29 protein-coding genes are annotated in these 25,477 nt (G+C 44.0%); 11 read left to right on the forward strand and 18 right to left on the reverse strand.

The annotated features are described in order from the left end of the window. Positions 1–3 precede the first annotated feature (3 nt). The 7 genes from AC0L6V_RS11075 to AC0L6V_RS11105 form a co-directional block, all read right to left on the reverse strand. Positions 4–1,338 (reverse strand): cobyrinate a,c-diamide synthase, encoded by a 1,335-nt coding sequence (locus tag AC0L6V_RS11075; protein ID WP_409419807.1) that lies wholly within the window; start codon positions 1,336–1,338, stop codon positions 4–6. A 42-nt stretch (positions 1,339–1,380) separates the two neighbouring features. Further along, entirely contained in the window at positions 1,381–3,165 is a 1,785-nt protein-coding gene (locus AC0L6V_RS11080) for an ATP-binding protein (protein ID WP_265218668.1), read from the reverse strand. Positions 3,166–3,339: 174 nt separating this feature from the next. Then, a complete protein-coding gene (locus tag AC0L6V_RS11085) occupies positions 3,340–6,066 on the reverse strand; it encodes a hybrid sensor histidine kinase/response regulator (protein WP_265218667.1) in 2,727 nt (908 codons plus the stop codon). A 50-nt stretch (positions 6,067–6,116) separates the two neighbouring features. Further along, entirely contained in the window at positions 6,117–6,743 is a 627-nt protein-coding gene (locus tag AC0L6V_RS11090; RefSeq protein ID WP_265218666.1) for an EAL domain-containing protein, read from the reverse strand. A 4-nt stretch (positions 6,744–6,747) separates the two neighbouring features. Continuing rightward, entirely contained in the window at positions 6,748–7,020 is a 273-nt protein-coding gene (locus AC0L6V_RS11095) for a hypothetical protein (RefSeq protein ID WP_418139024.1), read from the reverse strand. After that, positions 7,017–7,901 (reverse strand): GGDEF domain-containing response regulator, encoded by an 885-nt coding sequence (locus tag AC0L6V_RS11100; RefSeq protein WP_265218664.1) that lies wholly within the window; start codon positions 7,899–7,901, stop codon positions 7,017–7,019. The genes AC0L6V_RS11095 and AC0L6V_RS11100 overlap by 4 nt, the downstream gene beginning before the upstream one ends. A 308-nt stretch (positions 7,902–8,209) precedes the next feature. Next, entirely contained in the window at positions 8,210–8,812 is a 603-nt protein-coding gene (locus AC0L6V_RS11105; protein ID WP_265218663.1) for a DUF6198 family protein, read from the reverse strand. 280 nt (positions 8,813–9,092) lie between these two features. On the opposite strand from AC0L6V_RS11105, the gene AC0L6V_RS11110 reads away from it, so the two are divergent. The 4 genes from AC0L6V_RS11110 (at position 9,093) to gloA2 (ending at position 11,413) form a co-directional block, all read left to right on the forward strand. Continuing rightward, entirely contained in the window at positions 9,093–9,548 is a 456-nt protein-coding gene (locus AC0L6V_RS11110; protein ID WP_418139025.1) for a LysR family transcriptional regulator, read from the forward strand. Beyond that, the gene (locus AC0L6V_RS11115) at positions 9,529–9,951 is read left to right on the forward strand and encodes a LysR substrate-binding domain-containing protein (RefSeq protein WP_265218661.1); all 423 of its coding nucleotides are present in this window, start codon (positions 9,529–9,531) and stop codon (positions 9,949–9,951) included. Before AC0L6V_RS11110 ends, AC0L6V_RS11115 begins: the two co-directional genes overlap by 20 nt. A 96-nt stretch (positions 9,952–10,047) precedes the next feature. Next, on the forward strand, positions 10,048–11,001 hold the full coding sequence (locus tag AC0L6V_RS11120) for a LysR family transcriptional regulator (protein WP_111605346.1): 954 nt from the start codon (positions 10,048–10,050) through the stop codon (positions 10,999–11,001). A gap of 22 nt (positions 11,002–11,023) precedes the next feature. After that, positions 11,024–11,413: an SMU1112c/YaeR family gloxylase I-like metalloprotein gene (gene gloA2, locus AC0L6V_RS11125; RefSeq protein WP_265218659.1), complete on the forward strand. Its 390-nt coding sequence runs from the start codon at positions 11,024–11,026 to the stop codon at positions 11,411–11,413. A gap of 68 nt (positions 11,414–11,481) precedes the next feature. Here gloA2 and AC0L6V_RS11130 read toward each other — a convergent pair whose 3' ends face one another. Then, a complete protein-coding gene (locus tag AC0L6V_RS11130; protein ID WP_265218658.1) occupies positions 11,482–12,105 on the reverse strand; it encodes a peroxiredoxin in 624 nt (207 codons plus the stop codon). Positions 12,106–12,192: 87 nt separating this feature from the next. Then, complete coding sequence (grxD, locus tag AC0L6V_RS11135) at positions 12,193–12,522, reverse strand: Grx4 family monothiol glutaredoxin (RefSeq protein ID WP_111605349.1); 330 nt, start codon at positions 12,520–12,522, stop codon at positions 12,193–12,195. Between the two features lie 242 nt (positions 12,523–12,764). Here grxD and argF point away from each other — a divergent pair, with 242 nt between their 5' ends. Both argF and AC0L6V_RS11145 read left to right on the forward strand, forming a co-directional pair. Next, entirely contained in the window at positions 12,765–13,670 is a 906-nt protein-coding gene (gene argF / locus AC0L6V_RS11140) for an ornithine carbamoyltransferase (RefSeq protein ID WP_409419809.1), read from the forward strand. An 81-nt stretch (positions 13,671–13,751) separates the two neighbouring features. Further along, entirely contained in the window at positions 13,752–14,678 is a 927-nt protein-coding gene (locus tag AC0L6V_RS11145; RefSeq protein WP_321160334.1) for a LysR family transcriptional regulator, read from the forward strand. A gap of 102 nt (positions 14,679–14,780) precedes the next feature. Here AC0L6V_RS11145 and AC0L6V_RS11150 read toward each other — a convergent pair whose 3' ends face one another. The 7 genes from AC0L6V_RS11150 to AC0L6V_RS11180 all read right to left on the reverse strand — a co-directional run bounded on the left by AC0L6V_RS11150 (position 14,781) and on the right by AC0L6V_RS11180 (position 20,179). Further along, positions 14,781–15,059, reverse strand: coding sequence for an ATP-binding protein (locus tag AC0L6V_RS11150; protein WP_418139026.1), 279 nt, complete (start codon positions 15,057–15,059; stop codon positions 14,781–14,783). Positions 15,060–15,063: 4 nt separating this feature from the next. After that, complete coding sequence (locus AC0L6V_RS11155) at positions 15,064–16,296, reverse strand: histidine kinase dimerization/phospho-acceptor domain-containing protein (RefSeq protein WP_418139027.1); 1,233 nt, start codon at positions 16,294–16,296, stop codon at positions 15,064–15,066. 6 nt (positions 16,297–16,302) lie between these two features. Next, positions 16,303–17,022, reverse strand: a complete 720-nt coding sequence (locus AC0L6V_RS11160; protein ID WP_418139028.1) for a response regulator — start codon at positions 17,020–17,022, stop codon at positions 16,303–16,305. Positions 17,023–17,071: 49 nt separating this feature from the next. After that, positions 17,072–17,527: a DUF1499 domain-containing protein gene (locus AC0L6V_RS11165; RefSeq protein ID WP_265218654.1), complete on the reverse strand. Its 456-nt coding sequence runs from the start codon at positions 17,525–17,527 to the stop codon at positions 17,072–17,074. A gap of 29 nt (positions 17,528–17,556) precedes the next feature. Next, on the reverse strand, positions 17,557–18,456 hold the full coding sequence (gene rluB, locus AC0L6V_RS11170; protein WP_111605354.1) for a 23S rRNA pseudouridine(2605) synthase RluB: 900 nt from the start codon (positions 18,454–18,456) through the stop codon (positions 17,557–17,559). 114 nt (positions 18,457–18,570) lie between these two features. After that, positions 18,571–19,191, reverse strand: a complete 621-nt coding sequence (locus tag AC0L6V_RS11175; RefSeq protein ID WP_111605355.1) for an L-threonylcarbamoyladenylate synthase — start codon at positions 19,189–19,191, stop codon at positions 18,571–18,573. 136 nt (positions 19,192–19,327) lie between these two features. Continuing rightward, entirely contained in the window at positions 19,328–20,179 is an 852-nt protein-coding gene (locus AC0L6V_RS11180; RefSeq protein ID WP_409419812.1) for a PHP domain-containing protein, read from the reverse strand. An 83-nt stretch (positions 20,180–20,262) separates the two neighbouring features. Between AC0L6V_RS11180 and AC0L6V_RS11185 the strand changes: the two genes are divergently transcribed. After that, positions 20,263–20,799: a septation protein A gene (locus tag AC0L6V_RS11185; RefSeq protein ID WP_409419813.1), complete on the forward strand. Its 537-nt coding sequence runs from the start codon at positions 20,263–20,265 to the stop codon at positions 20,797–20,799. Positions 20,800–20,801: 2 nt separating this feature from the next. Then, positions 20,802–21,107 carry a YciI family protein gene (locus AC0L6V_RS11190; protein WP_265218649.1) on the forward strand — a complete coding sequence of 102 codons (306 nt, stop codon included), beginning with the start codon at positions 20,802–20,804 and terminating at the stop codon, positions 21,105–21,107. A 155-nt stretch (positions 21,108–21,262) separates the two neighbouring features. Here the strand turns inward: AC0L6V_RS11190 and AC0L6V_RS11195 are convergent, their stop codons facing one another. Further along, complete coding sequence (locus AC0L6V_RS11195) at positions 21,263–21,478, reverse strand: Rdx family protein (RefSeq protein ID WP_428981169.1); 216 nt, start codon at positions 21,476–21,478, stop codon at positions 21,263–21,265. A gap of 91 nt (positions 21,479–21,569) precedes the next feature. On the opposite strand from AC0L6V_RS11195, the gene AC0L6V_RS11200 reads away from it, so the two are divergent. Both AC0L6V_RS11200 and mnmC read left to right on the forward strand, forming a co-directional pair. Then, the gene (locus AC0L6V_RS11200; protein WP_265218648.1) at positions 21,570–22,121 is read left to right on the forward strand and encodes a peptidylprolyl isomerase; all 552 of its coding nucleotides are present in this window, start codon (positions 21,570–21,572) and stop codon (positions 22,119–22,121) included. Next, entirely contained in the window at positions 22,111–24,123 is a 2,013-nt protein-coding gene (mnmC, locus tag AC0L6V_RS11205; protein WP_265218647.1) for a bifunctional tRNA (5-methylaminomethyl-2-thiouridine)(34)-methyltransferase MnmC2/FAD-dependent 5-carboxymethylaminomethyl-2-thiouridine(34) oxidoreductase MnmC1, read from the forward strand. Before AC0L6V_RS11200 ends, mnmC begins: the two co-directional genes overlap by 11 nt. Before the next feature lie 75 nt (positions 24,124–24,198). Here mnmC and AC0L6V_RS11210 read toward each other — a convergent pair whose 3' ends face one another. Next, the gene (locus AC0L6V_RS11210) at positions 24,199–24,522 is read right to left on the reverse strand and encodes a hypothetical protein (RefSeq protein ID WP_418139030.1); all 324 of its coding nucleotides are present in this window, start codon (positions 24,520–24,522) and stop codon (positions 24,199–24,201) included. Positions 24,523–24,638: 116 nt separating this feature from the next. Between AC0L6V_RS11210 and cysE the strand changes: the two genes are divergently transcribed. Then, positions 24,639–25,454 (forward strand): serine O-acetyltransferase, encoded by an 816-nt coding sequence (gene cysE / locus AC0L6V_RS11215; protein ID WP_265219394.1) that lies wholly within the window; start codon positions 24,639–24,641, stop codon positions 25,452–25,454. The last annotated feature ends 23 nt before the right edge of the window (positions 25,455–25,477 follow it).

The following is a 25,477-nucleotide window of genomic DNA, read 5'->3' on the forward strand; positions in this document are numbered from 1 at the left end:
TCGCTAGTCCTGCGAATTCGCTAAAAAGAGCTTAGCGGTCGCATCAAGGTTAGACGGGAAAAACAGATGCAAGTAACTGGCGGTTAAACCTTTCTGCTGATAAATCGCTTCCCCTGGGGCTGGGTGTCTTTGTCGACGACCATAGCCGACCGGTACAGGCGTATTGGCGCTGCGAGATCTATGGTGAGCGTGCCCGCGAATGTCCCCTTGCGGCGTCACGGCCGTTTGCATACCTTGGCAACCACGTTTCCCCCGCATCGCGCCTTGGCCTGCTAAAATTCCCAACATAGGGTATTCGTTTTCCTCTAAATCTGTGAGCGTCTCTAAGCTATAAAGCATGCCACCACATTCCGCCAAGATGCCTTTGCCTGCCTGATAAAAATCTTGAATGGCTTGACGCATGGCGGTGTTCTCAGACAGAGTTTTGCTGTGCAACTCAGGATAACCACCCGGCAACCAAAGGGCATCGGCCTTAGGCAAAGCTTGATCATGCAAGGGAGAGAAAAACACCAGTTCCGCGCCTAAGCTTTTCAACGCAATTAGGTTAGCATCATAGATAAAGCTGAAGGCCGCGTCTTTGGCCACCGCGATGGTTTTGCCTAACAAGTGTTGCTCGATGGTTTGTTCAGCGTCTACTTGGTTTGCAGAGTAAAAAGGCACCGCATTTGGCAAGCTTAACAAACCGGTATCTTGCGTTTTTTGTAACCATTCCACAGCGGCTTCAAAGCGAATTTCTAGTTCATCTTTCACTTCGTCCGCTTGCACCAAACCCAAATGGCGTTCAGGCAAGGTAATCTCGTCATCACGCTTTAACGTCGCAAGCAAAGGCAGGCTTGCAGGCAGTGCATCGCGAATCAATTCAGCATGACGTTCGCTGCCACATCGGTTAGCAATCAAGCCGGCCACTTGCACGTCATCACGAAAATTTGCCAAGCCTGTCGCTACTGCTGCTGCGGTTTGCGCCATGCCTTTAACGTCCATAACAATCGCCATGGGAATACCAAAACGCGCCGCCAAATCGGCACTAGAGGGTTCGCCATCAAACATGCCCATGGCGCCTTCTATCAAGATCAAATCCGCTATTTGTGCCGCTTGGTACAGTTTGTCTTGGCAGTAGTCTTCCCCTGCCATCCAAATATCAAGCTGTTCAACTGGCTGCTTAGAAGCTTGCGCTAAAATTTGTGGATCAAGGTAATCTGGGCCCGTTTTGAAGACGCGAACCACTTTGCCCTTATTGGTAAAATAACGTGCTAAGGCCGCGGTAATGGTAGTTTTCCCTTGATTCGACGCGGGCGCCGTCAAAAATAGCGCGGGACAATGAACGACAGAAGTGGTCATAAAACAGTCTCTAAAAGTGTCTAACAGTTCTCTAAAAGTTTTTTAATAGTTCTCTAATAAAGAACTCAATAATACGTATTGCGCACCCAAATGCTGGGCAATATCTTGACCTCGACCACGCTTAACTGGCGCATTTTCAGTATCGATCAACACCGTATTGCCCTGTAAAACAAGATCTGACACATCCGCTTGGGTGCGGCCATCGGTCAATATGTAAGTTTGGCTGTTTAAACCCGTCGTTGCCTTGTGTTGTTGGGCCAAATACTGACTGGCATTTTCTATGGCAACACGAAACGGCGTACCACCACCCGCGCCCAAATCTTCCAATAAATCGGCAATTTCTTTGGGAGCACGAACTTTGGGCAAAATCGACGCCACACCGTCTTGCCCAAAACCTAAAATAGCGATCTGTTCTCGGGCCAAATAGGCACGGTTGGCAATGTCTAAAATTACCCCCTTGGCTTGAGCAAACACGCCTTGGCTCAAAGTTGACGCCGAGGTATCTAACAACACCAAGTGCAAAACGGCCTGCCCTGTTTTAGCCGGTTTATGAATCAGCTCTTTCGGCGGCCAAGCTTGTGGCTGACTGATAATACTACGAAACCAATCAATGCCATCGGCTGACGAACTCTCTACAGGGTGCGCAACATCAGGACGATAACCACTCAGCTGCTTGCCTTTGCGCTTTCCTGGCGCCACCCCATCAACACGAGCAAGTGTTGAGCTTTGTCCGTTTGACTCGATTTGCACCCCCACGTTAATCGGTGCACTACTAGCAAGCGCGTGCGGCTCCATACTTCCCCATTCACCGGAACCATTGTGCTCATTTGTCTGATTATCTTGAGAACTTTCTTGACCTTGTGGCTGATTACCTTTGTTTTGCGAAGACGAACGCGAACTATCAGGACGACGAGACGGCGGTGGGCTTGGAGGCGATGACTGATTATGTGTTTTAACTTGGCGTCTATGTCTCAATACCAACTCTTCCACAGCTTGAATATCGTCCAAGACGACGGCTTTTGCACCACGCCAAGCGGCATGAGTCATCGCCGCTCGAATCCAAACAATATCGCCACGCACGCCATCAATATTGGCTAAATGACAACGCCTTGCTACTTCCAAACGCAACTCGTCAGAGCAACGCACCTGTTCTAAGGCGTGTCTTGCTAAGCGAATACTGTTTTTTAAATTACGTTGTTTATACTTAAAAGCGTCACAAAATGCCTGGGGATCTTGGTCATACTCATCGCGCAAACGTACGATCTGTACACGCTCTTCAAGACTATATTGATTGCTCAAGGCCACCATTAAACCAAAGCGGTCTTTTAGCTGTGGACGCAATTCACCTTCGTCAGGGTTCATGGTACCCACTAATAAAAAACGCGCTGCGTGTTCATGACTGATACCATCACGTTCAATACGATTCACACCACTGGCCGACACATCCAAAAGTTGATCGACCAAATGATCCGCCAGCAGATTCACTTCGTCCACATACAACACGCCGCCATGGGCTTTGCTCAACAATCCGGGCTTAAAAGCGACCTGTTTGTCTTGCAAAACGTGCTCTAAATCCAGCGCGCCAAGCAAACGGTCTTCACTGGTCCCCAGTGGCAAAGTCGCAAAAGGGGCTAAATGTTCGCCGTCTAGCGATGGCATGACCCCAGACAAACCGCGAGCCAAGGTAGACTTGGCCGATCCTCGTGGACCGCTGATCAAAACACCACCAATATGTGGGTTAATCGCACACAAAATCAATGCCAGTTTAAGCGGCTCTTGCCCTGCTACTGCGGTAAAAGGAAAGTCACTGGAGGCTAAACGGGTCATGGAACTACCTGTTGTGGTTCGTTAAGGTCAAAAAGAAAAATCACCCTTTATTGTAGGCGTTTTCCCTATGATTTGTCTTGTCTGACCTTATCCATGTATTAGATTGGCGTCAAACCGAAAGGTTTCAACATGCCTTGAACGAAACGCATAAGTGTAACAACAATATAATGAGGACTATTTGTCTGAATGGACTATTGATGGATCTGAGTATTGCGCAACCAAGGTCTCCACTCGCCCCAAATCAAATTGTTCAATGGCCGAGCGAATCCTCTTTTGATACGCCGTTGGTAGTAAAGCCGATAACGTATCAAAAGCGTCTTCCGTTGCCTGCATATTCCCACTTTGCGCCGCAAGCAATAATGGTTGCCAATCCTCTACCGTTAATAACTGCACTGACAAAGGAGCAACCTCACCTGCGTTTTCTTGATTCGATTCGTCTAAACCTCTGCCATTAAACACCGCTTTAGAATCCAAAAAGGGTACAAAGCGAACGTCTAGGTGCGTCACTAATGCCTTGAAAATCAATTCTATTTGATACGGTTTCGCAATCACTTGCCAGAAGCCTTCATCGAGCAACGCCTGCTGTTCATGCACCAATGTCGATGCTGTTATAGCTATAACAGGTATTTTTCGCTGCGGATCTTCTTGCTGAATCACTTTTAATAGATCAATACCGGTCTTATTGGGCATCCGTATGTCTGTCATGACCAAATCTGGCGGATTCGCTCTGAACGCTTTGATTGCCTGCTCGCCGTCGGCCGCTTCAACAATCTGGCACCCTGCTTTCTCCAATAAAGACACCAAAATATCCCGCGACCAATCATCATCCTCAGCCACCAAAACTCGAATCGGCTCATTCAAACGCATGTTTAAAAATGCGCTTTGTTCATCGATATCCTCTAGGTCATTTTTACTGACTTTTGCCAAAGGCAGATCCACCATAATCTGAGTTCCAATACCTTCACTGCTTTTTACGGATAGTGAGCCTTGCATCAGTTTCACCAAGGTTGTCGATAACGCCAATCCAAGCCCCGTTCCACCGGAGGCCTCACCCGCTTTTCCTTGAACAAAAGGCGTGAACAAATGCTCCATTAACTCATTTTCTATACCAGGGCCGGTGTCTTCAATAATGATATGAATGCGTTCATCTTCTATTCGTGCGATGACTTTAACGTAACCTTGAGAAGTAAATTTAACGGCATTGCCCAATAAATTGGTGATAATTTGCTGAAATTTGATCGGATCCATCCACACAAGCTGCTGATCATCAACGTCGCATTGCACAATAAGATCCAGTCCCTTCGTCTGAGCCTGTCCCTGAAATAATCTACCAATTTGGCTAATTTCACGACATAGATTGATTTTCTGCTCATGCAAAACAAGCCGACCGGATTCAATACGGGCAATGTCTAGGATATCGTTAATAAGTGCTAGTAAACGCTCACCTGCGCTAGCAATCGATAAAAATCGAGTACGTGAAAGACTGGTTAATTGATTGTCTTCGCTAATCAGCTGGGCATAACCAATAATGGCGTTTAAAGGCGTGCGAATTTCGTGACTCATGTTTGCCAAAAAATGGCTCTTGGCTTGGTTAGCTTGCTCTGCAGCTTCTTTTGCTTGCTCCAATTGCAAAGAAACTTGTTTCTGCTCGGTGATGTCACTCATGATGTCACCAAACGAAATCGGCTTGCCGTCTTCATCACGTAATAAGAAATACGTTTCGTAAGTCGAAAAAATGTGACCATCTAGGCTTTTGGCCTGTAACTCTCCTTGCCAGACACCATGCTCTTTTACATAAGGAATCACGGTTTCTTTGAGAAACTTTTGACTCACCTCCGGGTAGAATTCTAGGTAATTCAGAGATTGTAGAAACGCATCATTCGCTTCTTCTTTCACCCCCAAAAGAGTACGTATCTTTTCATTAAAATAGGAAATTTTTCCATCTAACGTCGCCATAGCAAAACCTTGTGCGGAATTGTCGGCAAAGCTTTTGAATAATTTCAGTTGATTGATAAGCAGATGACGTTCAGTAATGTCTGTGGCAATACCTAAAGTCCCACGGAAGTGAATTGACGGCTCGATAACCGGTACTCGATAAACTTCAAATAAACGAGGTGCGCTGCCATCATTAGAGTCGCCCCATGTTTGCTCGTGTAAAGTTAAACCAGTTTTTAACGCTTCATCGTCCCGACGTTGATAATACTGACCTTTACCGTCAAGGTTTAAATCCAAATCCGTCTTGCCTTTAATGTCATCCGCGGACAGGTGATTAAAATCTAGAAAAGCTTGGTTGCAATCCAAATAACGCCCATGCTCATCTTTGGACCAAACAATATCAGGAATATTATTGAGTAAAGACGATAATGTTAATTCTCGACGTCTCGCTTCTTCCCGCGCCAGAATTAATGCATTTTCCGTTTCAACAAGATGACCGATTTCCTCAAAAATCCCCGCCACACTTAGCGCTCTATTGTGACTGTCTCTACGCGTTACACTGCCGCGCATTTTTATCCAAAAGCATTCATCTTGATGGTTTCGAATTTGTAAACGCGTGGATTTAGGGACAAGATGAGCTTCTTGCTCTAATAGTGCGTCTTTCCATAAATGGAATGTGCTTTGGTTTTCTGGCGTCAAAAAGGCCAACCAGTCGTCAAGATGTTTCGGGGTTCGGCTTTCTTCAAACCCCAACTGCATAAAAAATTCGGAGGAAGCATACAAGCGGCCAGTTTCGGGAAACCATTCCCACACACCAGCATTAGTGGCTAAAATAGCTCGAGAATATCGGCGTTGCAGCAATTTAAAGCGCAGTAGAAAAGCCAGCTGTAACGCCACCAACACCAGCACAGTCGCGAAAAACAAAACAACTAAAGCTTTGAAAATCATAGGCAACTCGATATCCATGTAAAGAATCCCCTAACCTTTCATCATGATTTATAGGCTGACTTTTTGCCCTAAAGCTTTTCCGGTTTATGAAAAAAGTAGCCTTGCCCCCATTCAACACCCAACAATTGTAATGCATCGACTATTTTTTGGTTTTCGACAAACTCGGCCACCACAGGCTTATTCAGCATTTTGGCTAATTTTACAATCGAATCGACCATCCCATGATGGATTTTATTAATGTGCATATCTTTAATAAACATGCCGTCTATTTTGATCAAATCAAATGGCAAATCCATTAAGTAAGCAAACGACGAAAACCCTGTACCAAAGTCGTCTAAGGCAATACTACAGCCATGCTCATGCAATACAGACATAAAGCGCCTCGCATCAGCAAAGTTATTAAGCGCCTCCGTTTCGGTAATTTCAAAACAAAACTTATGGCCGGCTAATTGATAACGCTTTAATTCTTGTACGATGAATTCAGCAAAGTCGACTTGACGTACCGACAAAGCAGAGACGTTCAAAGCGACCTGATCAATCGACTCCCACAAACTAGGTTGTTCATATAACTGGCGCATGGTGTGGCTAATCACCCAACGGTCTATCTTTGACACTATGCCAAAACGCTCAGCGGCTCGAATGAAGTCATTGGGGTAAATTAGCCCGCCGTTTTCTTCATCTTTGAGTCTAACCAATATCTCAATTTTCTTTTTGGAACTCGTCTTGTATTAAAGAACACACCTGTTGAAAATGCACTTCAAATAGGTCTTTTTCAAGACCATCAATGATGCGTAATCCCCAGTTTAAATTGCCACGATGCTCTTCATAGGCAAGGTCTTTCGCGTTTTTAACGATCCGAGAATGCACCCCAGATTTTTTGCTTGAATAACACACTTCGTCCGCCAACATCACCACTTGCTCAAATGACACCATATCAAGCGTGACTGGGATAGCCACCTGAGTCACGCTCATTCGGAAGTGACGTTCATCCCAGACAAACGAAAAACTTTTGATGCCTTGCTGCAATAAGCGAAAAAAAGACTCCACCCCTTGACTCCCCCCTTGCTCATTACTATCGCAAACTTATCGCCACTTAAGCGTGCGCAAAAATCACGCTGAGGATCGGTAAGTTCACTTATCAAAGAAGCCAATTGATGTAATAACTCATCACCAGCAATGCAACCGCAAGAGTCGTTAATTAGGCGAAACTCATTAATATCAATAAGAATAAAATAGGGTGTAAATTGAGAAGTTTTGGCTTGAATGCCGGATATAAGATAAGAAATGTGCTCATCTAACGCATCACGATTGTAAAGCTGGGTCACAAAGTCATGTTGTGCTAGGTATTTTAGTCGATCTTGCATGTACCGTCTTTCGTTGACTTCTTTACGCAAGTTTCGATTGACAAGGTTTAAATCGGCCGTACGTTCTCGTACCTTTTCTTCTAATGAGGACGTTAATTCTTTTAATTCATTGACCAATTGAAACTTTTCCAATTGATGCTGAACTCTGGAGCGCACTTCCTCAATACGAATCGGTTTACCAATATAGTCGTTACCACCTGCCGCAAAACCTCGGCTGATATCGTCAGCTAAGGCTGTTACAAAAATAACAGGCACATCTTTATGTAAAGGGTGGACTCGAATTCGACGGCAAGTTTCAAACCCATCGATCCCCCCCATCATAACATCCAATAAAATAAGGCATGGTTGCGTTCTTTCTAACAGCTCTAATGCTCTCTCACCCGAATTCGCGACGACAATCTGGCAATCCAATGCATCCATCACATCCTTAAGAACGCGTAAATTTTCTGGTACATCATCGACAATTAACACTGTTGGGGGGTGCTTCATACCTATCCATGCCTTTTTTTAATTTGACAATTACCTAATGAGCGCTCTACCTCAATCGTCAACCAGAGCAAAAGCCTCTTAATTAACGTCATTAGAATGCCATAATTAACCAATTAAACCACGCCCCAAATATTAACCCTGTTTCTTACAAAATATCCATCTCGTTAGCAATATAAAAAAACATCCAACAGGCTACATCAGCATTTTTAGGCAAAATATTTCTCTTTAAAAGACCCATTTGGCACAATAGCAAAGCTGCTTGCACCATAATAAAGCCTTTTTTAAATACAAAGACCAAGTAGATTTTTTTAAGGCTTACTTTCTACTACCGCTATTTGCGCCCATTTAGGTGGCCGATGATAACGACCCACAACAGAGCTTAATAATAAGAACGCCAGCAGAGAATAAACCAAATGACCGATATCAAGAAACGCAATAGCAGCAACCAAAACAAGGATGTCGGCAACGAGGGTCGTTCTACTAGCGTGAATCGAAAAGCGTCGCTCCAAGTAAACGGATAAAATATTCAGCCCACCTAAAGACGCATTGTGGCGAAACAAAATAATCAATCCAAATCCAACCAACAGGCCGCCTAATGCACCAGATAACGCCGGATGAATAGACAAATACACATGTTCCTTCATCAGCTCAGTCAATATTGACAACAGGCTAACGCTCACGAACGTTCGCATCGTAAAAGCTCGACCGAGTGTGTACCAAGCCAATATATAAAAAGGTAAATTGAGTAAGAAAAACAACTGACCAAAAGACAAATCCGTTAATCTTAACAAGATCATACCGACACCAGCCGTGCCACTTATCAGCAAACCAGACGAGTTGAGTATATGCAAACCTAAGGCAACCAAAAGACAGCCTTCTAAAATAGAAAGCCAACGGTGGGTAGTTTTCATAAAAAATCCTTAACAAGAGCGATATTAACTTTTGGTTAATAAAAAAGGGTTGTAAAGTTGCTCCTTGTGGAAGCAAATAACACAGACCAAATACAGACTGAGTATTTCACTCAAAATCGAAGCATATTTCATACCATAAAAGTAAAATAAACAACCAATTGTCTGGATTTTTTCATCGCTTCTCCTATTTACAACGTACATAGCGAATAGCACTACTCATCAAAATAGAAACAGAGCTACAATTACCTAATGAGAATAACACTTAGACAATTACAAATATTTGAAGCCGTTGTACATACGGAGCTCCGTTACGGCGGCGGCTGAATTGGTTTCTATTAGCCAACCTGCAGCAAGCCAAGCCCTCAGGGAACTTGAAGCTTTGTTAGGACGGCCACTTTTTCGTCGCCACGGTAAACGCTTACAAATCACCCCTCAAGCTAGACACTTACTGCCGCAAGCACGCGCTGTGCTCAGCCAAATAGAACAAATTGAAAGCATGGGCAACGAAGATGAATTAAGTGGCTCACTGCATCTTGCCGCCAGCGTCAGTGTTGGCAATTATTTACTGCCCAAACAAATGTCCCTTTTCAAACGACAACATCCTAATATTCGATTTAATCTGGACATAGGCAATACACAAAGTGTGATTCAGCAATTGCTCACGGGCAAAGCTGAAGTAGGTTTTATTGAAGGCTACTGCCAACATGCCGAGTCTCATGACACAAGTATGGCTTAAAGATGAACTGGTGGTATTTGGCTCCACAGAAGAAGACCGTCCAGAGCATCTTTCTTGGGAAGATCTAAAACAAGCCAGTTGGGTAATGCGCGAGTCAGGTTCCGGTACGCGTAATATTTTGGAGCAAGCCACCGCCGCTGAAATTCCTCAACTGAATGTAGTATTATCTTTGGCACACATGGAAGCCGTAAAACAAGCGGTTATTCATCAAATGGGCTTAGGTTGCTTGTCAAGAATGGCGATTTCACAGGAACTCAACGCTGGACTCATTCGCCTTTACCAAACCCCACTGGAACTCAACCGGAACTTATTGATTGTGACTCCTAAAAATACCGCCTTAACACAAAATGCGCAGCGTTTTATTGACCTATGCTGTGCCGCTCCAATTTTGTCGACGCTCTGAGAATGATAAGCAGGCCGTTTTTATATCTGTACGATGCTTGCTTATCTCTCTCTTTATTTATCTGTATAAACAAACATCACGAGTGACATAACAAGTATGAACATTAATAAAATCGATCTTAATCTTCTTATTTATCTCGATGTCTTGCTCAGAGAATGCAATGTCACACGCTCAGCAAATAAGCTAAACATTACCCAACCTGCGATGAGCAATGGATTAAAACGTTTACGCGATTTATTAAATGACCCGTTACTCGTTCGTACCAGTGAGGGCATGAAGCCCACCGAAAAAGCATTACGCTTACAACCGATTGTACGCAAAGTCTTACTTGAGCTAGAAGAGGCCTTGCAACCTGAAGCTGATTTTAACGAGAGCACCAGTACACGGGTGTTCAGAATCATGGCCAGTGACTACGCAGCTTCAACGGTCATTCCACGGCTGTTAAACCGCCTACGAGAATACGCGCCGGGCATTACCCTAGACATTATGACCCCAAGCGATGTGACCTTTCACGATGTGGAAGCGGGTAAAATTGATATGGCGATCAACCGTTTTGAGGAACTGCCCCAATCTTTCCATCAAAAAAGTGTCTGGTTCGACACCTTTGTCTGCATGATGAGTTCAAAAAATCCCGTTAAAGATCATTTCGACATTGACGCTTACCTACAGGCACAGCATATCTGGGTGAGCAAAACAGGCTTTGGCGTAGGCGTCGGCATGGATCCAACCGATGTCCAAAAGCTAGGGTGGGTTGATGAAGCGCTGCAAGCACTGAATCATAAACGCAGCATTCGTGTATTTACCCGAAGCTACCATACCGCCATGCATTTGGCTCTGGAGCAAGATCTGATTGCCACACTGCCCAGAAAAGTCGCCATGGTAAACAGAAAAAATCCAGACCTAGTAATATTAGAGCCACCCTTCAAAATACCTAAAATTGAATTAAAAATGATTTGGAGCCCATTGCTGCATCACGATGCCAGCCATATTTGGTTCAGACGACAAGTCATTGATGTCGCCAATGAGCTAAAAGAACAAAGTAAACAATAACTTATCAAAGAAGGTTAGCATTATGCTTCAGATATCTCATATTCATCATATCGCCATCATTTGCTCTAACTATGAGGTTTCAAAGCATTTTTATACGCAAATTCTTGGCTTTCCCATTATTAATGAAACCTACCGAGACGCTCGCCGGTCCTATAAATTAGATTTGGCCATTAGTAACAATCAACAAATCGAGCTTTTTTCCTTTCCTTCACCACCAGCGCGCCCCTCTCGACCAGAAGCACAGGGCTTAAGACACCTTGCCTTTGCGGTAAAAGACTTGGAAGCCTGCATTCATCACTTAAACAGCCAAGACGTGCCCACAGAGGATATTCGCTTGGATGAACTAACAGGTAAGCGCTTTACTTTTTTCGCCGATCCAGATGGTTTACCACTCGAACTTTATGAAGAATAAAATCCGCTCATAAAAAAACGCACGCTACAAAAAGTAGCGTGCGTTTTTTAAAATGCAAAACGAGTCAATTACAAAGACTTAGCACTTTCTGCAAGGTAAGCAGCAACACCTTCAGGTGAAGTCGTCATACCTTTGTCGCCTTTATTCCAGCCAGCTGGACAAACTTGACCGTGCTCTTCGAAGAACTGAAGCGCATCGACGATACGAACCAATTCATCCATATTACGGCCAATTGGCTCATCGTTTACAACTTGTGAACGAACGATACCTTTCTGGTCAATTACGAAAGAAGCTCGCATCGCAACACCAGCTGGGTAATAAGAATCACCACCTTCAGACTCGATACCGTAAGCTTTGGCAATCGCATGATCCATATCAGCCGCTAGCGTGTATTCAACAGCACCGATACCACCTTGCTCAACCGGCGTATTACGCCAAGCATTGTGAGTAAAGTGAGAGTCGATAGACACACCAATAACCTCTACGCCCATTTCACGGAATTTATCCATACGGTGAGACATGGCAATGATTTCTGAAGGACATACGAATGTGAAGTCTAACGGATAGAAAAACACAATCGCATATTTGCCCTTGATCGTTTCAGCTAAGTTGAAAGAATCAACAATTTGACCATCTGCCAATACAGCTGGAACAGTAAAATCTGGGGCTTTTTTACCAACTAAAATAGACATCTTTATACGTCTCCTTTTTATTGCTTAATTTATAAGGCTAGTGTTTAACGCGATACTGTCACTTAGATCCCTAAGCAACCCAAAAACTTATTCTTCGGAAGACCCTACAGCCTCTTTGATTAAAGCCTGCAGTTCGCCATTAGCGGCCATCTCAACGATGATATCACAACCACCAATCAACTCACCTTTGACCCAAAGCTGAGGGAATGTCGGCCAATTTGCAAACTTTGGTAGTTCTGCACGAATGTCTGGATTTTCCAAGATGTTCACAAACGCAAAACGCTCGCCACAAGACATTAATGCCTGTACCGCCTGTGATGAAAAACCACATTGAGGGGCACGAGGATTGCCTTTCATGTATAGCAAAATATCGTTCGTGCTAATTTGCTCTTTAATTGTTTCGATTGTATTACTCATGCTAAAAACCTCACTGCGCTGCGGTCAATTGATCAGGAAAAGGCCCTGCTTCTTCCCTTACTTAATCAAAGACGATTAAAATCATTAAACTTGGCTCAGTTTATGGGGTCTAGTGGTATATTTACAACCCCAAGACGAAGCTTTCCTTTGCACTTTCTCTTGATAATTACCCTTTACTCGCCTACCTGAGTGTATTAAATTGGTCGATTCCCTTTTTCAAAAGACTATCAAGGAGTCCTAGCGTGTCGCCCAGACATTTTCTTACTCTGAAGGATCTAACTTCCGACGAGTTAAAACAGTTACTATTGAGAGCTTCTGAGCTTAAGAAAATCCATCATGAAGGCACTCTATTTCAACCGCTAAAAAACCGAGTTTTAGCGATGATATTTGAAAAATCCTCGACGCGAACTCGAGTTTCCTTTGAAGCAGGCATGGCCCAGTTTGGTGGTCACGCATTGTTTCTTTCTTCCCGTGACACCCAACTTGGTCGCGGTGAGCCTGTTGAAGACAGCGCACGCGTCATTTCCAGTATGGTCGACGCTGTCATGATACGCACCTTTGACCATAAAACCGTTGAAACTTTTGCTAAATATTCCTCTGTGCCAGTTATCAATGCACTAACAGATGACTATCATCCTTGCCAACTGCTTGCTGACATGCAGACTTATCAAGAACATCGAGGTTCGATCGAAGGCAAAAAAGTCGTCTGGGTCGGTGATGGCAATAATATGTGCAACTCCTACATTAATGCGGCGGTTTTGCTGGATTTCCAATTAGTTGTAGCATGCCCTGTAGGTTATGAACCGAATGCGGATTTGGTGGCACAACACAGCGACCGGGTAAAAGTTCTGCATGATGCCCACGAAGCAGCAACAGGTGCGGATTTAATTGTCACCGATGTTTTCGCATCGATGGGGCAAGAAGATGAACAAGAACAGCGTTTAAAAGATTTTGCAGGCTTCCAGGTCAATTCTGCACTAATGGCTAAGGCAAATAAGGGCGCACTCTTTATGCACTGCCTTCCTGCTCACCGCGGCGAAGAAGTATCAGCGGATGTCATTGATCACCCTGACAGTGTGGTCTGGGATGAAGCCGAAAACCGTCTCCATGCACAAAAAGCACTACTTGAATTTTTGTTGTGCCAATAACAAAATAGGCTCGCTCGCCCTCTCGTTAGCGAGCTTTTTTTGAACTCAAAGATTGAAAAAACTCATCAACAGCGAATCACTATGAGCATTATTGAAGTTAGGCATTTAAAAACACTGACCGCACTCAGAGAAACAGGCAGCTTAGTTGAAGCCGCTGAACGCGTTCACTTAACACAGTCAGCGCTTTCGCATCAACTCAAAGATCTTGAAGAAAAATTAGGCTGTCCGCTGTTTATTCGCAAAACCAAGCCCGTTCGCTTTACCAGTGCGGGACTACGTTTATTGCAATTGGCCGACGATGTGTTGCTTTCTTTTCGCTCAGCACAACGTGATATTCAGCGTTTTGCAGAGGGCGAAAGTGGCCGCCTACACATTGCTATCGAATGCCATAGCTGTTACGAATGGTTAATGCCTACTATTGACCATTTCCGTGAACATTGGCCAGATGTGGAACTCGATCTTTCCACTGCTTTTGGTTTTATGCCCTTGCCAGCCCTTGCCCGCGGCGATTTAGATTTAGTCGTCACCTCGGACCCCCAAGATATTCCTAATATTGAATACATTCCGTTATTTCAATATGAATCTCAGGTTGCCCTATCTCGACACCATCCACTGGCAAAAAAAGAATTTTTAAAACCAGAAGACTTTGAAAAAGAAACCCTGATTACCTATCCGGTAGAAACCGAACGATTGGACATTTTCAAACACTTCTTAAACCCAGCAGACGTATCACCAGCCAAAATCCGTCACAGTGAACTCACCTTAATGATGATGCAGTTAGTCGCCAGTGGACGTGGTGTATGTTGTTTGCCAAACTGGGCCTTAACAGAGTACACCAATCGACAATACGTGATTACCAAATCATTAGGTGAAGAAGGGATTTGGTGCAAGCTCTACTTGGCAATAAGAAAAGATCAGCGCGAGAATGCTTACATGGAAGATCTCATCTCCACGGCATCAAAGACTTGCTTTAAAAACTTAAAAGGAATTCTAGCGCCCGAACTTTAACAACATCACTCAAAACCCAGTTTCACTTTCAAACGATGTCACGGGCGCAGTCAAGACAAGGCAAAATATTGGCAAAGTGCAGTATTCGTTGCAGATCCAGCATTAGGATAATGTCTTCTGATGCTGATTACGCGACCAAATCAAACTAAACTTAGCCCCACCAGACTCGCTCGCATCGATCAGTACCGCACCGCCATGCCAGAAGGCGATACGCTGAACGATTGCCAGACCTAACCCATACCCGCCCGACGCTCGTGTGCGACTGTTATCTAAACGCTGAAAAGGAATAAAGACTTTATCTCTGTCTTCAAACGCAATACCAGGGCCATCGTCTTCAATGTCTAACTGCCAACGCTCTTCATCCTGTGAGAAGGTGATCACAATCTTACTGTTCGCGTACTTTGAAGCATTCAAAATGAGGTTCTGCAGAGCCTCGGCTTAAATGATGCTCATCGGCCAAAACGAGATCATTTTCATCAATATGCACTTCAACATTTAAATGCTGAAGTAACAAATGATTATGCTGCAAAATATTATCAACAAGTTGAGCAATACAAAGTTCTTTAAAGTTCAGAGCCAGTGATCCACCCTCTAATTTACCGTAGGTGAGTACTTCATCAACCAATTTATTAAGCTCTTCAACATCCCCCTCCAATGCTTCAATGGTTTTCGCCACATCGTCATTGACTTCATCCTTCATGACCTCTAGACCAAACCTCAATCGGGCAATTGGCGTTCTTAACTCGTGAGAAATAGCGTTGATCATTTCTCGTTGAACTTTCAACAAGCGCTGTATATGAGAAGACATAGAGTCAAAAGAATAGGCCAACTCTTTCAAGGTACCGCTGCTGTCAGGAATGCCTTTTGGCAAACTGCTTCGACCGCGAGCAATTTGACGAGTAATGCTTTCGAAGGTTTTGCGTTTAAAATCCAACGAAACCAGTTCACGCCAAATCAACAACAGCATAATGGTGATACCAATACCAACAACAAGAACCACAACCAATGTTAGTGAAAGGCTATCATTATAGGCAACAGACAAATACACAGACTCGTCAGCGGTTTTATCTTGCCACACAAAACCATATTCACTGTATGCACCATGAACTAACGCCACACCAGTCACAGAGTCCGATACACCAGTGGATATTTTCTTCATAGAAAGACAAGTCATGCCCTCTATCAGGTCTATTTTATCTTGATGGCTGATCTGATCTGTCTGCAAAAAAAACTTAACTAAAGACTCCAGTTTAAACAACTGGTTACCTTGCGTCACACGCCCAACCAACATCGGAGAATCCGGTTCACCAAAGGTGAGCTGATAACTGCTATCTGGAAATTTAAGCCATGTTTTATTAGCGATTAAGGAAGGAATGCTAGAAATTGAGGGCAATTCTTTGGACGCTAGCGTCCAAGTGAATTGCGAATCTGGAAGTTTTTGACTCACGCCTGACAGCAGTAAAGCCGAACTAAACTCGGCATCAACACACAGTAACTGTTCTGCCTTTGATGCACCAAAGCGGATTTGTGTAAACTCCATCACCACATAGCAGCAGACAACAATAACGACACCACCAAAAACCAGATGTCGGTACAAACGCCACATTTCAGCCTGCATGGCGCTTTACACTTCTTTTACGAATAAATAACCTTTACTACGAATGGTTTTAATACGACGAGGATGTATAGGATCATCCCCTATTTTTGAGCGTATACGGGAAATTCTTACATCCACAGAACGATCTTGACCATCGTACTCAATGCCACGCAATTCACCAAAAATTTCTTCCTGGCTCAAAATACGACCGGCGTTGCTGGATAATAGCCACAGTAAATCAAACTCAGCACTGGTCAACTCAACCTCTTCCTCAAGCAACCATGCCTCACGACGCGAATTATCAATCGTCAAGGGGCCAAATATCAGGTTTTGCTCGGCTTTAGTAAGATCAAGTGATAGATCGACATCTTGAGTACTACGACGCAACAAAGATTGAACCCGAGCCAAAAGAACACGAGGTTTCGCAGGTTTCGAGACATAATCATCCGCACCAATCTCTAGCCCTAAGATTTGATCAACATCATCACTGCGAGCCGTCAGCATGAGAATAGGACCTTTATAGTCATTACGCACGCTTCTGCATACAGTAAAGCCGTCTGCACCGGGCAACATCAAATCAAGAATAACCAATGAAGGCTGCTCAGCAATAATACGAGAAATAGCTTTACGTCCATCCGGTTCAATATCAACCTTAAAACCATTTTTCTGTAGATACTCTTGAGTCAGCAACGCTAAACGCTCATCATCTTCAACAATCAAAATGTTTTTGTTGTCGTCTACACTCATGGGCAATCCTCGTCCAGTTATTATCACTTTGGGGTTAATGACTTTAAAATCAATTTACTAGAAGATCTGTAATTTGTCTAACTCTCTCGCGGTTGACACCGAAATCAGAATAACCAACCCGAGAAGCTGAGCGAAGATGTACAACACTGTCGCCCTCAGGAAAATACAGTTCGACATCATCAATATACCCCACAAAAGGGCTTTTCACTTCAAAATGAACATACCCCAGAGTACTACTGACAATACGAACTCTTCCTTTGCTCAACATAGAGGACTCAATTTTTAACTGAGTCGCTTTACGATCACCTGTATAAATAATTGGCTCTACATAGTGAACCATATCGTCTGGTGACGCTTGAGTCGACACACAATTAGGCGAAGTAGGGCAAGGTTTCAAAAGACCATCTGTTACACCAAGGTCTTCTGGCATTTTATTTCCTAGTTTAACGTAAATAAAGAAACCAACGATCACAATGACAATCAATGCAAATAACCAGCGAACCATGCCTCTACCACTCCTAACTGCTTTTTATATTAACGAAATGATCTCTTACCTGGTTTTTTCGGCTTAAACTCAGGTTTATCGCTACTTTGCCAATCAAACCCTTTCGCTGCACGACGAGCGCCGCCGGCCGTTGCTTTATTCTTGTGGCGTTTTACTTCAAGCTGCTGCTGTTGAGTTTTAGGTTTTAACTCAGACAATTTCAGATCTACCATGGCACACAATGAGTTAACATCAGGCGCTTCCATTTCTACCCAACGGCCTACTTTTGCCTTTGATGGCAAGAAAACAGGGCCAAAGCGTACACGTTTCAAACGGTTCACTTTCACACCTTGAGATTCCCATAGACGACGCACCTCACGGTTACGACCTTCCATCAGGCAGACATAGAACCAACGGTTAATACCTTCACCGCCACCATCAACAATATCGGTAAATTTCGCAATACCATCGTCTAAAATCACGCCTTTTTTGAGTGTGGCAAGATTTTCTTCTGTCACTTCCCCCATGACACGCACCAAATATTCACGGTCAATCTCAGTGGAAGGATGCATCAATCTGTTTGCCAATTCACCGTCTGTCGTGAACAGCAGCAAGCCGGAGGTATTAATATCCAAACGACCTACAGCAATCCAACGTTCGCCTCGCAGTTTTGGCAATTTATCAAATACCGTTGGGCGACCTTCAGGGTCTTTACGAGTACACACTTCACCTTCGGGTTTGTTGTAAATAATAACTCGGCGATTTTCACCCGCTTCTGTTGGTACAATCGCATAACCATCTATGGTAATCGTGTCTTTGGTACTCACGCGATCGCCTAATGTCGCCACCTCGCCATTTACCAATACACGTCCTTCACGAATGCGATTTTCCATTTCACGGCGTGAACCTTGACCCGCTCTTGCTAATACTTTTTGTAACTTTTCGTCCATTACGAACCTCTTAGAGGGAATGCTTCTCAGCAACCCAGTTTTGATAATTTAATTAACCATTTTTTGCATTATAATCCACACACCGTCAGCCTTGACAGCTGAATATTCAACAATTTATTGAAATGGCGCAGGATTACCAGCACCGACACGAATTACTTCGATATTATCCGCGTCCATCTTCACCACGGTCGTTGGTTCTAGCCCACAAAAACCGCCGTCAATCACTAAATCTAGCGCATGTTCGAGCGTATCGCGAATATCGTAAGGGTCGGTCATTGTATCGCTCTCCCCTGGCAAAATAAGCGACACACTCATAATTGGCTCACCCAGTTCTTCTAATAATGCCGCCACAATATTATTTTTAGGAATTCGAATACCAATGGTTTTTCTTTTCGGGTGTAAAAGTCGTCTTGGCACTTCCGAAGTCGCATTGAAAATAAAAGTGTAAGGCCCTGGGGTATTGTTTTTTAACAACCGATACAAACGGTTATCAAATCGAGCATAGGTTGAAATTTCAGAGAGATCACGACACACCAAGGTAAAGTTGTGCTTATCGTCTAAGCGGCGAATGGCTCGAATCCGATCCTGCGCAGCCTTATCGCCTAGATGACAGCCGAGTGAGTAACCACAATCGGTTGGATAAGCAATAACGCCGCCATTACGAATAACCTCTGCAGCTTGTTTAATTAGGCGCGCTTGAGGGTTCTCTGGATGTATTTGAAAAAATTGACTCAACCTGTTCTCCACTAAAAAATTATCAAACTACTCACCATAATCGTCATAAGGCCAATACGATCACTGACGAATGTTATCATGATGCAACAGCACTAGAAGCAACGATATCAACATTAAACGACTCATTGCCCCATATCTATGACCAAGTTTGCCAAACTAAATCCACTTCACTTTCATGTATCTGAGTGAATTTCCCCACCTGCATCCAAGGACCAAATGGTCCATGGTAATCACTGCCGACGGAGGCTTTTAAGTCGAACTCTCTCGTCAAGCGTTCAAGCAAACGAACACTGTCAGGACGCTCATTACCTGAGACAATCTCGACACCTGTTCCACCCCACTTTTTGAAGTCACTTAATAAGCGTTTCAATTTCGTCACAGTCAATGGATAACGCTTGGGATGGGCAAGTACCAGTGCCATATCTTGATCTGCCAATGCGGTTAATACCTGCTCGAGCTCTGGCCAAACATCACGCAACTTCCCTAATTTCTTATTCCCCAAATAACGATCAAATGCTTTGTTAGCATCTTTTACAAAACCTTTTTCCACCAGTAAAGAGGCAAAATGCGGCCGACCTAATTGGCTGTTCCCTGCCAGCGCAACCGCCTCGTCAAATAAATCAGGCAAACCTTGCTTCACTAATAAATCCGCAATCCGCCGAGCACGATCAAGACGTATTACTTGGTTGCCTTCGACAATAGACAACAATGTCGGATTATCAGCAGAAAAGTTTAATGCCACCATATGCAAAGGAATGCCATTCCACTGGGTAGACAGCTCAACACCATTAATAAAACTTAATCCATGCTCAGCGGCCCGAAGTCTTGCCTCGGAAAGACCATCGAGTGTGTCATGATCAGTTAAAGCGAACAGTGACACACTCTGTTCAACAGCCAAATCCACCAATTCGGTAGGAGAAAAGTGTCCATCCGAACAGGTGGAATGTGTATGTAAATCGACTTTTCGATATCTTGCTGCTTCAGGCATAGATTGACTGTTCTTTAATAGGAATGGTGTTTAGTATTAGAACAGCATACATACATTTTAGTATACATTCACCGAGTTTTTATATGAAAATACTATTTGACTTTCTTCCTATTATTATTTTTTTCATTACCTACAAAATGACAGGCGATATTATTATTGCCACCGCTGTTTTAATTCCTGCCACCCTAATTCAAGTGGCTTTTACATGGTTCAAAAACCGTACCATAGAAAAAATGCACCTCGTGTCTTTGATATTGGTGGTTTTGCTAGGAGGAGCAACCATTTTATTAGGAGATGGTGATTTTATTAAGTGGAAACCGACCATTGTAAACGGCCTTTTCGCTATTGCATTTTTGGGTAGCCAATTTATCGGAGAGAAGAACATTATCCAACGCATGATGGGTGATACATTAAAACTTCCCTTTAAAGTATGGCGTACGCTAAACCTTGCTTGGGTCGGTTTTTTTATGATTTCTGGTGGCGCAAATTTATATGTTGCCTTTTCTTACAGCGAAGAAATTTGGGTAGACTTTAAACTCTTCGGTTTATTAGGAATGACCCTTGTATTTATCATACTACAAGGTATTTACTTATCATCACACTTACAAAATAAGGAATAACAATGCTTTACTCTATTATCGGTGAAGATGTGGCCAACAGCCTTAACGCTCGCAAGCAAGCACGCCCAGCGCATTTGGCTCGCTTAGAAACGCTACAACACGAAGGACGCCTAGTGTTAGCTGGCCCCAATCCTGCCATTGACTCAGACAACCCAGGCGATGCTGGCTTTAGTGGTAGCGTTGTTGTTGCTGAATTCGCCAGCCTTGAAGAAGCAAAAGCGTGGGCTGACGCCGACCCTTATGTGGCAGCAGGCGTTTATGAAAGGGTAACCGTAAAGCCTTTTAAACAAGTTTTTCCAAACGCCTAAAACCTCACCCTAACCCTCCCCTTCAAAGACCCAGGGAGGGAACATAATCGTTCTTAGACCTTGCTTCTGCTAAGGGCTGTGTAAAATGGGTTATTTTTTAACATCGGAATGACCTAGATCTCGCTCTGGATCTATTACATCTCGCATTCTTTGTTTTAATACTTTTGCCTCAGGAAAACCGTCTTCTTTTTTCGACACCAAATCTCTTCACCGTTCACTCTGACTTTAAAAATCCCGCCTTGGGTTGGTATCAAGGTGACACTTTTAATATCATCATCAAATGTCGTTAGCAGTTCTTGAGACAACCAAGCGGCGCGCAACATCCAACGACATAATGTACAATACTCAATCTCAACGGTTGCAGTTCGCATTTGCTTTCTCTCCGGTAAATTAACAAGGCGTCTTAACACGCCATAACACAACTTATACTATTGCTGACTCATTTAATAAGGAAGTAGCACCATGCGTAAATCTCTTATCACCAGTTTGGCCTTGCTTGCACTTTGCTCACAAGTCAACGCCACTGAAGTCGATATTATTACTAATCAAGGTACCATTCGAGTCGACCTAGAAGACGCCGCCGCTCCTAAAACCGTCGCCAATTTTTTACGCTACGTTGATGAAGGCTTTTATAATGGTACCATTTTTCATCGCGTGATTCGTGGCTTTATGGTTCAAGGCGGTGGGTTCACCAGCGATTTAGAGCGCAAAACAACGCATAAGGCCGTCGCTTATGAAGGCGACAATCAACTGGCCAACAATCGAGGCACATTAGCCATGGCGCGCACCCAAGATCCAAATAGCGCCACATCACAGTTTTTTATTAATCAAGTTGATAATGCTTTTTTAAACCATGGTACTCGTGGCGCAGCAGGCTACACAGTATTTGGTAAAGTGATCTCAGGCATGGAAATAGTGGACGCTATTTCAGCCGTACCAACATCCACCGTCGGACCTTACCAAGATGTCCCAACCACCCCAGTGATTATCGAGAGCGTGACGCGTGTTAACTAGTTACCAACTCTCCCCTCCTGACATCCGTTGGGGAGACGATGGCGCGCCTCACTCAAGCCAGTTCGATGATGTGTACTTTGATAAAGAGTCTGGTCTCGAAGAAACGCGCCATGTATTTATAAACAATAATCACCTGAGTGATCGCTGGTCGTCCATGCAAAACAACACCTTTGTCATTGCTGAGACGGGCTTTGGCACAGGGCTGAATTTTTTATGTGCTTGGCAAGCATTTTTAAACAGCGCAACCGACGATAAACAGCTGCATTTTATTTCGGTGGAAAAGTTTCCAATGACAAAGGCCATGTTGGCCGATGCATTAAAAATGTGGCCTTCCATAGCGCATTTCAGTCAGCCATTAATTAACGCCTATCCTGACGTTTGTCATGGTTTTCATCGCATTGAGCTTGAACAAGGTCGAGTCCAATTAACACTTTGGTTTGGTGAAGCTGAAGACGGTTTTGCAGCGCTAAATGCCGATGTCGATGCGTGGTTTCTAGATGGCTTCGCCCCCAGCAAAAATCCTGAAATGTGGTCTGACAACCTGTTTAAACATATCCATCGTCTTAGCCACCAAGGCACCACGTTCTCAACTTTCACCGCCGCTGGCATTGTGCGCAGAGGATTAAAAAATGTTGGCTTTGATGTCCGCAAAGTAAAAGGCTTTGGACAAAAAAGAGAAATGTCTGTCGGTGAACTCAATACCGCCACAGCGCCATTGTCTGAACGCATGGCACAGGGTAAATCATGGTTCAATCTTCGCTGTGATAAGCGGTCAGAGGTCACTAAAGTATTAGTGGTTGGCAGTGGATTGGCTGGCGCTAATACCGCTTATGCACTGGCCAAACAAGGCATCAAAGTAGAAGTATGGGAACAAGATAACGCCATTGCGGACGGCGCCTCGGGCAACCCACAAGGCATGCTATACCCCAAACTAACAACACAAGACACCTATCTGAACCGCTTTTATCTCGCGGCTTACCTCTATGCGGCCCGACTCTACAACAAACTGGATACGGTGGGCACTTTTTGGGATCAATGCGGCCTTATTCAAATTCCCAAAAATGACAAAGAAGCCGAGCGTTTTCAAAAATTGCTAGACCAGCAACTCTATCCGCAAAGCATTTTACACGCCGCAACAAACAGAAAAGACAGCTTATTATTACCCCTATCAGGCTGGGTAGCACCGAAAAAACTTTGTGAGACACTGTTATCTCACCCAAACATTCAGCTGCGGCTCAATACCAAACTGAAGCAATTGCAATACCTCAGTGAACAACAAGAAAATGGCACGGCAACGGGCTGGCAAGCCGCTTCAACCAGCCACTCCGATGTTTTTTCTCATGTTGTGTTATGCACAGCAAATGATAGCAAAGCCTTCAACGACCTTTCCCATTTGCCTATTTATGCGATCCGAGGACAAGTGTCACAAATGAACGTCAAGGACGCTGTCAATGCGTGCCGACAAAAAGGCGAACCCGCAGAAAAAATCAATATAGACAAAGTATTGTGTGAATTTGGCTATGTTTCACCACCGCTCGAGGGCCTGATCCATTTTGGCTCAACCTATGATTTGAAAGATAAAGATACCGCTGTGCGAGAAGAGGGACACAATAGGAACCTTGCTATTCTCGAAAATCTACTTGGATTAAAAAGCGATACATTTGCAAGCAAAGATTGCGAAGGTAGGGTGTCATTTCGTTGCGCTGTGCCTGATTACACTCCGATTGTCGGCCCGATACAATCGGCAGAGATTTATCATCAGCACTATTCCAGATTGAGCAAAAATGCAAAATGGAAATCTAACAAAGTCGCTGAGCCAAATAAGCAGCTATACGTAAATATTGGTCATGGTTCAAGGGGACTGATTTCGACCCCGCTGAGCGCTTGCTTTATTGCCAGCTTAATCACGGATACCCCCTCACCTTTAGAGCAAAACATTAGCCACAAGCTGCACCCAAGTCGTTTTATCATTCGCGACTTGAAACGTAGTCAAAATACATAGCGCTACCACTGCACGCCATTTCTATGCAAAATGAATTGGATGCAGTGGTCTCTTATGTGACCCGTCGGTTACGACTCAAAGAGGCTCGCAGGCGCTTGGAATAAGCTCCACAAATCGGCTAGAGGTTTGTGGGCGAAACACATACTTGTTAAGCTCTGGCAGCAATATACGTAACTTATCACTCAACTGCAGTAAGCTTGGGTTAATTGGCTCATAAGGATAAACATGATCCTGTAAGCTTAGCTTATGCAATTCATCAAGCTCGTCTTGCAGTATGCTTTTCATCGCAAAAAAGCGATCTTTTTGATTAATATCGTTGGTCTCCCAATAAGCATCAGAAAACGCGGCATTTAATTCATAAAAGATATGCAATGCATCAGCAACATTTTTTTTAGACATATTATCTCCATCTTTTTGAGCAATCTTCACATTGCCCCTTGTATTGTTTAACCCTAACCTTATAACCTACATTCTAAACGTGAATTGATATAGGTGAATACCCCTTGAGTACAACAATCCATCATGTCGTGACTTCTGACAATTTATGGCAATCTTTGCAAGCAGAAGCCAAAAAACTTGCACTAGACGAACCTATTTTAGCCAGTTATTTCAATACAACTATTTTACGCCATGATTCGTTGTGTTCCGCTTTAAGCTTTTTGCTGGCTAGCAAGCTGGATAGCATATCAATTCCCGCTATGGTATTACGAGAAGTATTTGAAGAAGCCATGGCAGATCCCCACTCTGGCATTGTCCGGTGCATCGAGCAAGATATTTTGGCCATAAAAGAACGAGATGCGGCGTGTGATACGTTTACCACCCCACTGCTGTTTTTTAAAGGCTTCCATGCTTTACAGACCTATCGTGTTGCCAATTGGCTTTGGAAGAACAACCGCAAAAGCTTAGCCCTGTATTTACAAGGACAAATGTCCATGGTGTTTAGCGTCGACATTCACCCAGCCGCAACCATAGGCTGTGGCGTCATGCTAGACCACGCCACCGGTCTTGTAGTGGGTGAAACCTGTGTGATTGAGGACAACGTCTCTATTTTGCAATCCGTCACTTTAGGCGGCACAGGGAAAGAACACGGCGATCGTCACCCTAAAATACGGTCCGGTGTACTTATTGGCGCAGGCGCGAAGATTCTTGGCAATATTGAAGTCGGGGAAGGCGCGAAAATTGGGGCGGGTAGCGTCGTACTAGAACCTGTCGAACACCATACGACGGTTGCTGGCGTACCTGCGAAAATTGTAGGGCGCAACACCGGTGAAGAGCCATCCAGAGTCATGGATCACAACATCAATCATTGCGTTCGAGATTGCGTGGAATAATCAGATTAAGAATAACTACGATC

The sequence above is a fragment of the Marinomonas sp. G8-14 genome, assembly GCF_055808935.1.

Bases quoted from the DNA above. Each gene is read 5' to 3' on its own strand.
- AC0L6V_RS11075 (WP_409419807.1), bottom strand. From the start codon at position 1,338: ATGACCACTTCTGTCGTTCATTGTCCCGCGCTATTTTTGACGGCGCCC.
- AC0L6V_RS11080 (WP_265218668.1), bottom strand. From the start codon at position 3,165: ATGACCCGTTTAGCCTCCAGTGACTTTCCTTTTACCGCAGTAGCAGGG.
- AC0L6V_RS11085 (WP_265218667.1), bottom strand. From the start codon at position 6,066: ATGGATATCGAGTTGCCTATGATTTTCAAAGCTTTAGTTGTTTTGTTT.
- AC0L6V_RS11095 (WP_418139024.1), bottom strand. From the start codon at position 7,020: ATGAGCGTGACTCAGGTGGCTATCCCAGTCACGCTTGATATGGTGTCA.
- AC0L6V_RS11100 (WP_265218664.1), bottom strand. From the start codon at position 7,901: ATGAAGCACCCCCCAACAGTGTTAATTGTCGATGATGTACCAGAAAAT.
- AC0L6V_RS11105 (WP_265218663.1), bottom strand. From the start codon at position 8,812: ATGAAAACTACCCACCGTTGGCTTTCTATTTTAGAAGGCTGTCTTTTG.
- AC0L6V_RS11115 (WP_265218661.1), top strand. From the start codon at position 9,529: ATGACACAAGTATGGCTTAAAGATGAACTGGTGGTATTTGGCTCCACA.
- AC0L6V_RS11120 (WP_111605346.1), top strand. From the start codon at position 10,048: ATGAACATTAATAAAATCGATCTTAATCTTCTTATTTATCTCGATGTC.
- gloA2 (WP_265218659.1), top strand. From the start codon at position 11,024: ATGCTTCAGATATCTCATATTCATCATATCGCCATCATTTGCTCTAAC.
- AC0L6V_RS11130 (WP_265218658.1), bottom strand. From the start codon at position 12,105: ATGTCTATTTTAGTTGGTAAAAAAGCCCCAGATTTTACTGTTCCAGCT.
- grxD (WP_111605349.1), bottom strand. From the start codon at position 12,522: ATGAGTAATACAATCGAAACAATTAAAGAGCAAATTAGCACGAACGAT.
- AC0L6V_RS11145 (WP_321160334.1), top strand. From the start codon at position 13,752: ATGAGCATTATTGAAGTTAGGCATTTAAAAACACTGACCGCACTCAGA.
- AC0L6V_RS11155 (WP_418139027.1), bottom strand. From the start codon at position 16,296: ATGCAGGCTGAAATGTGGCGTTTGTACCGACATCTGGTTTTTGGTGGT.
- AC0L6V_RS11160 (WP_418139028.1), bottom strand. From the start codon at position 17,022: ATGAGTGTAGACGACAACAAAAACATTTTGATTGTTGAAGATGATGAG.
- AC0L6V_RS11165 (WP_265218654.1), bottom strand. From the start codon at position 17,527: ATGGTTCGCTGGTTATTTGCATTGATTGTCATTGTGATCGTTGGTTTC.
- rluB (WP_111605354.1), bottom strand. From the start codon at position 18,456: ATGGACGAAAAGTTACAAAAAGTATTAGCAAGAGCGGGTCAAGGTTCA.
- AC0L6V_RS11180 (WP_409419812.1), bottom strand. From the start codon at position 20,179: ATGCCTGAAGCAGCAAGATATCGAAAAGTCGATTTACATACACATTCC.
- AC0L6V_RS11185 (WP_409419813.1), top strand. From the start codon at position 20,263: ATGAAAATACTATTTGACTTTCTTCCTATTATTATTTTTTTCATTACC.
- AC0L6V_RS11190 (WP_265218649.1), top strand. From the start codon at position 20,802: ATGCTTTACTCTATTATCGGTGAAGATGTGGCCAACAGCCTTAACGCT.
- AC0L6V_RS11195 (WP_428981169.1), bottom strand. From the start codon at position 21,478: ATGCGAACTGCAACCGTTGAGATTGAGTATTGTACATTATGTCGTTGG.
- AC0L6V_RS11200 (WP_265218648.1), top strand. From the start codon at position 21,570: ATGCGTAAATCTCTTATCACCAGTTTGGCCTTGCTTGCACTTTGCTCA.
- AC0L6V_RS11210 (WP_418139030.1), bottom strand. From the start codon at position 24,522: ATGTCTAAAAAAAATGTTGCTGATGCATTGCATATCTTTTATGAATTA.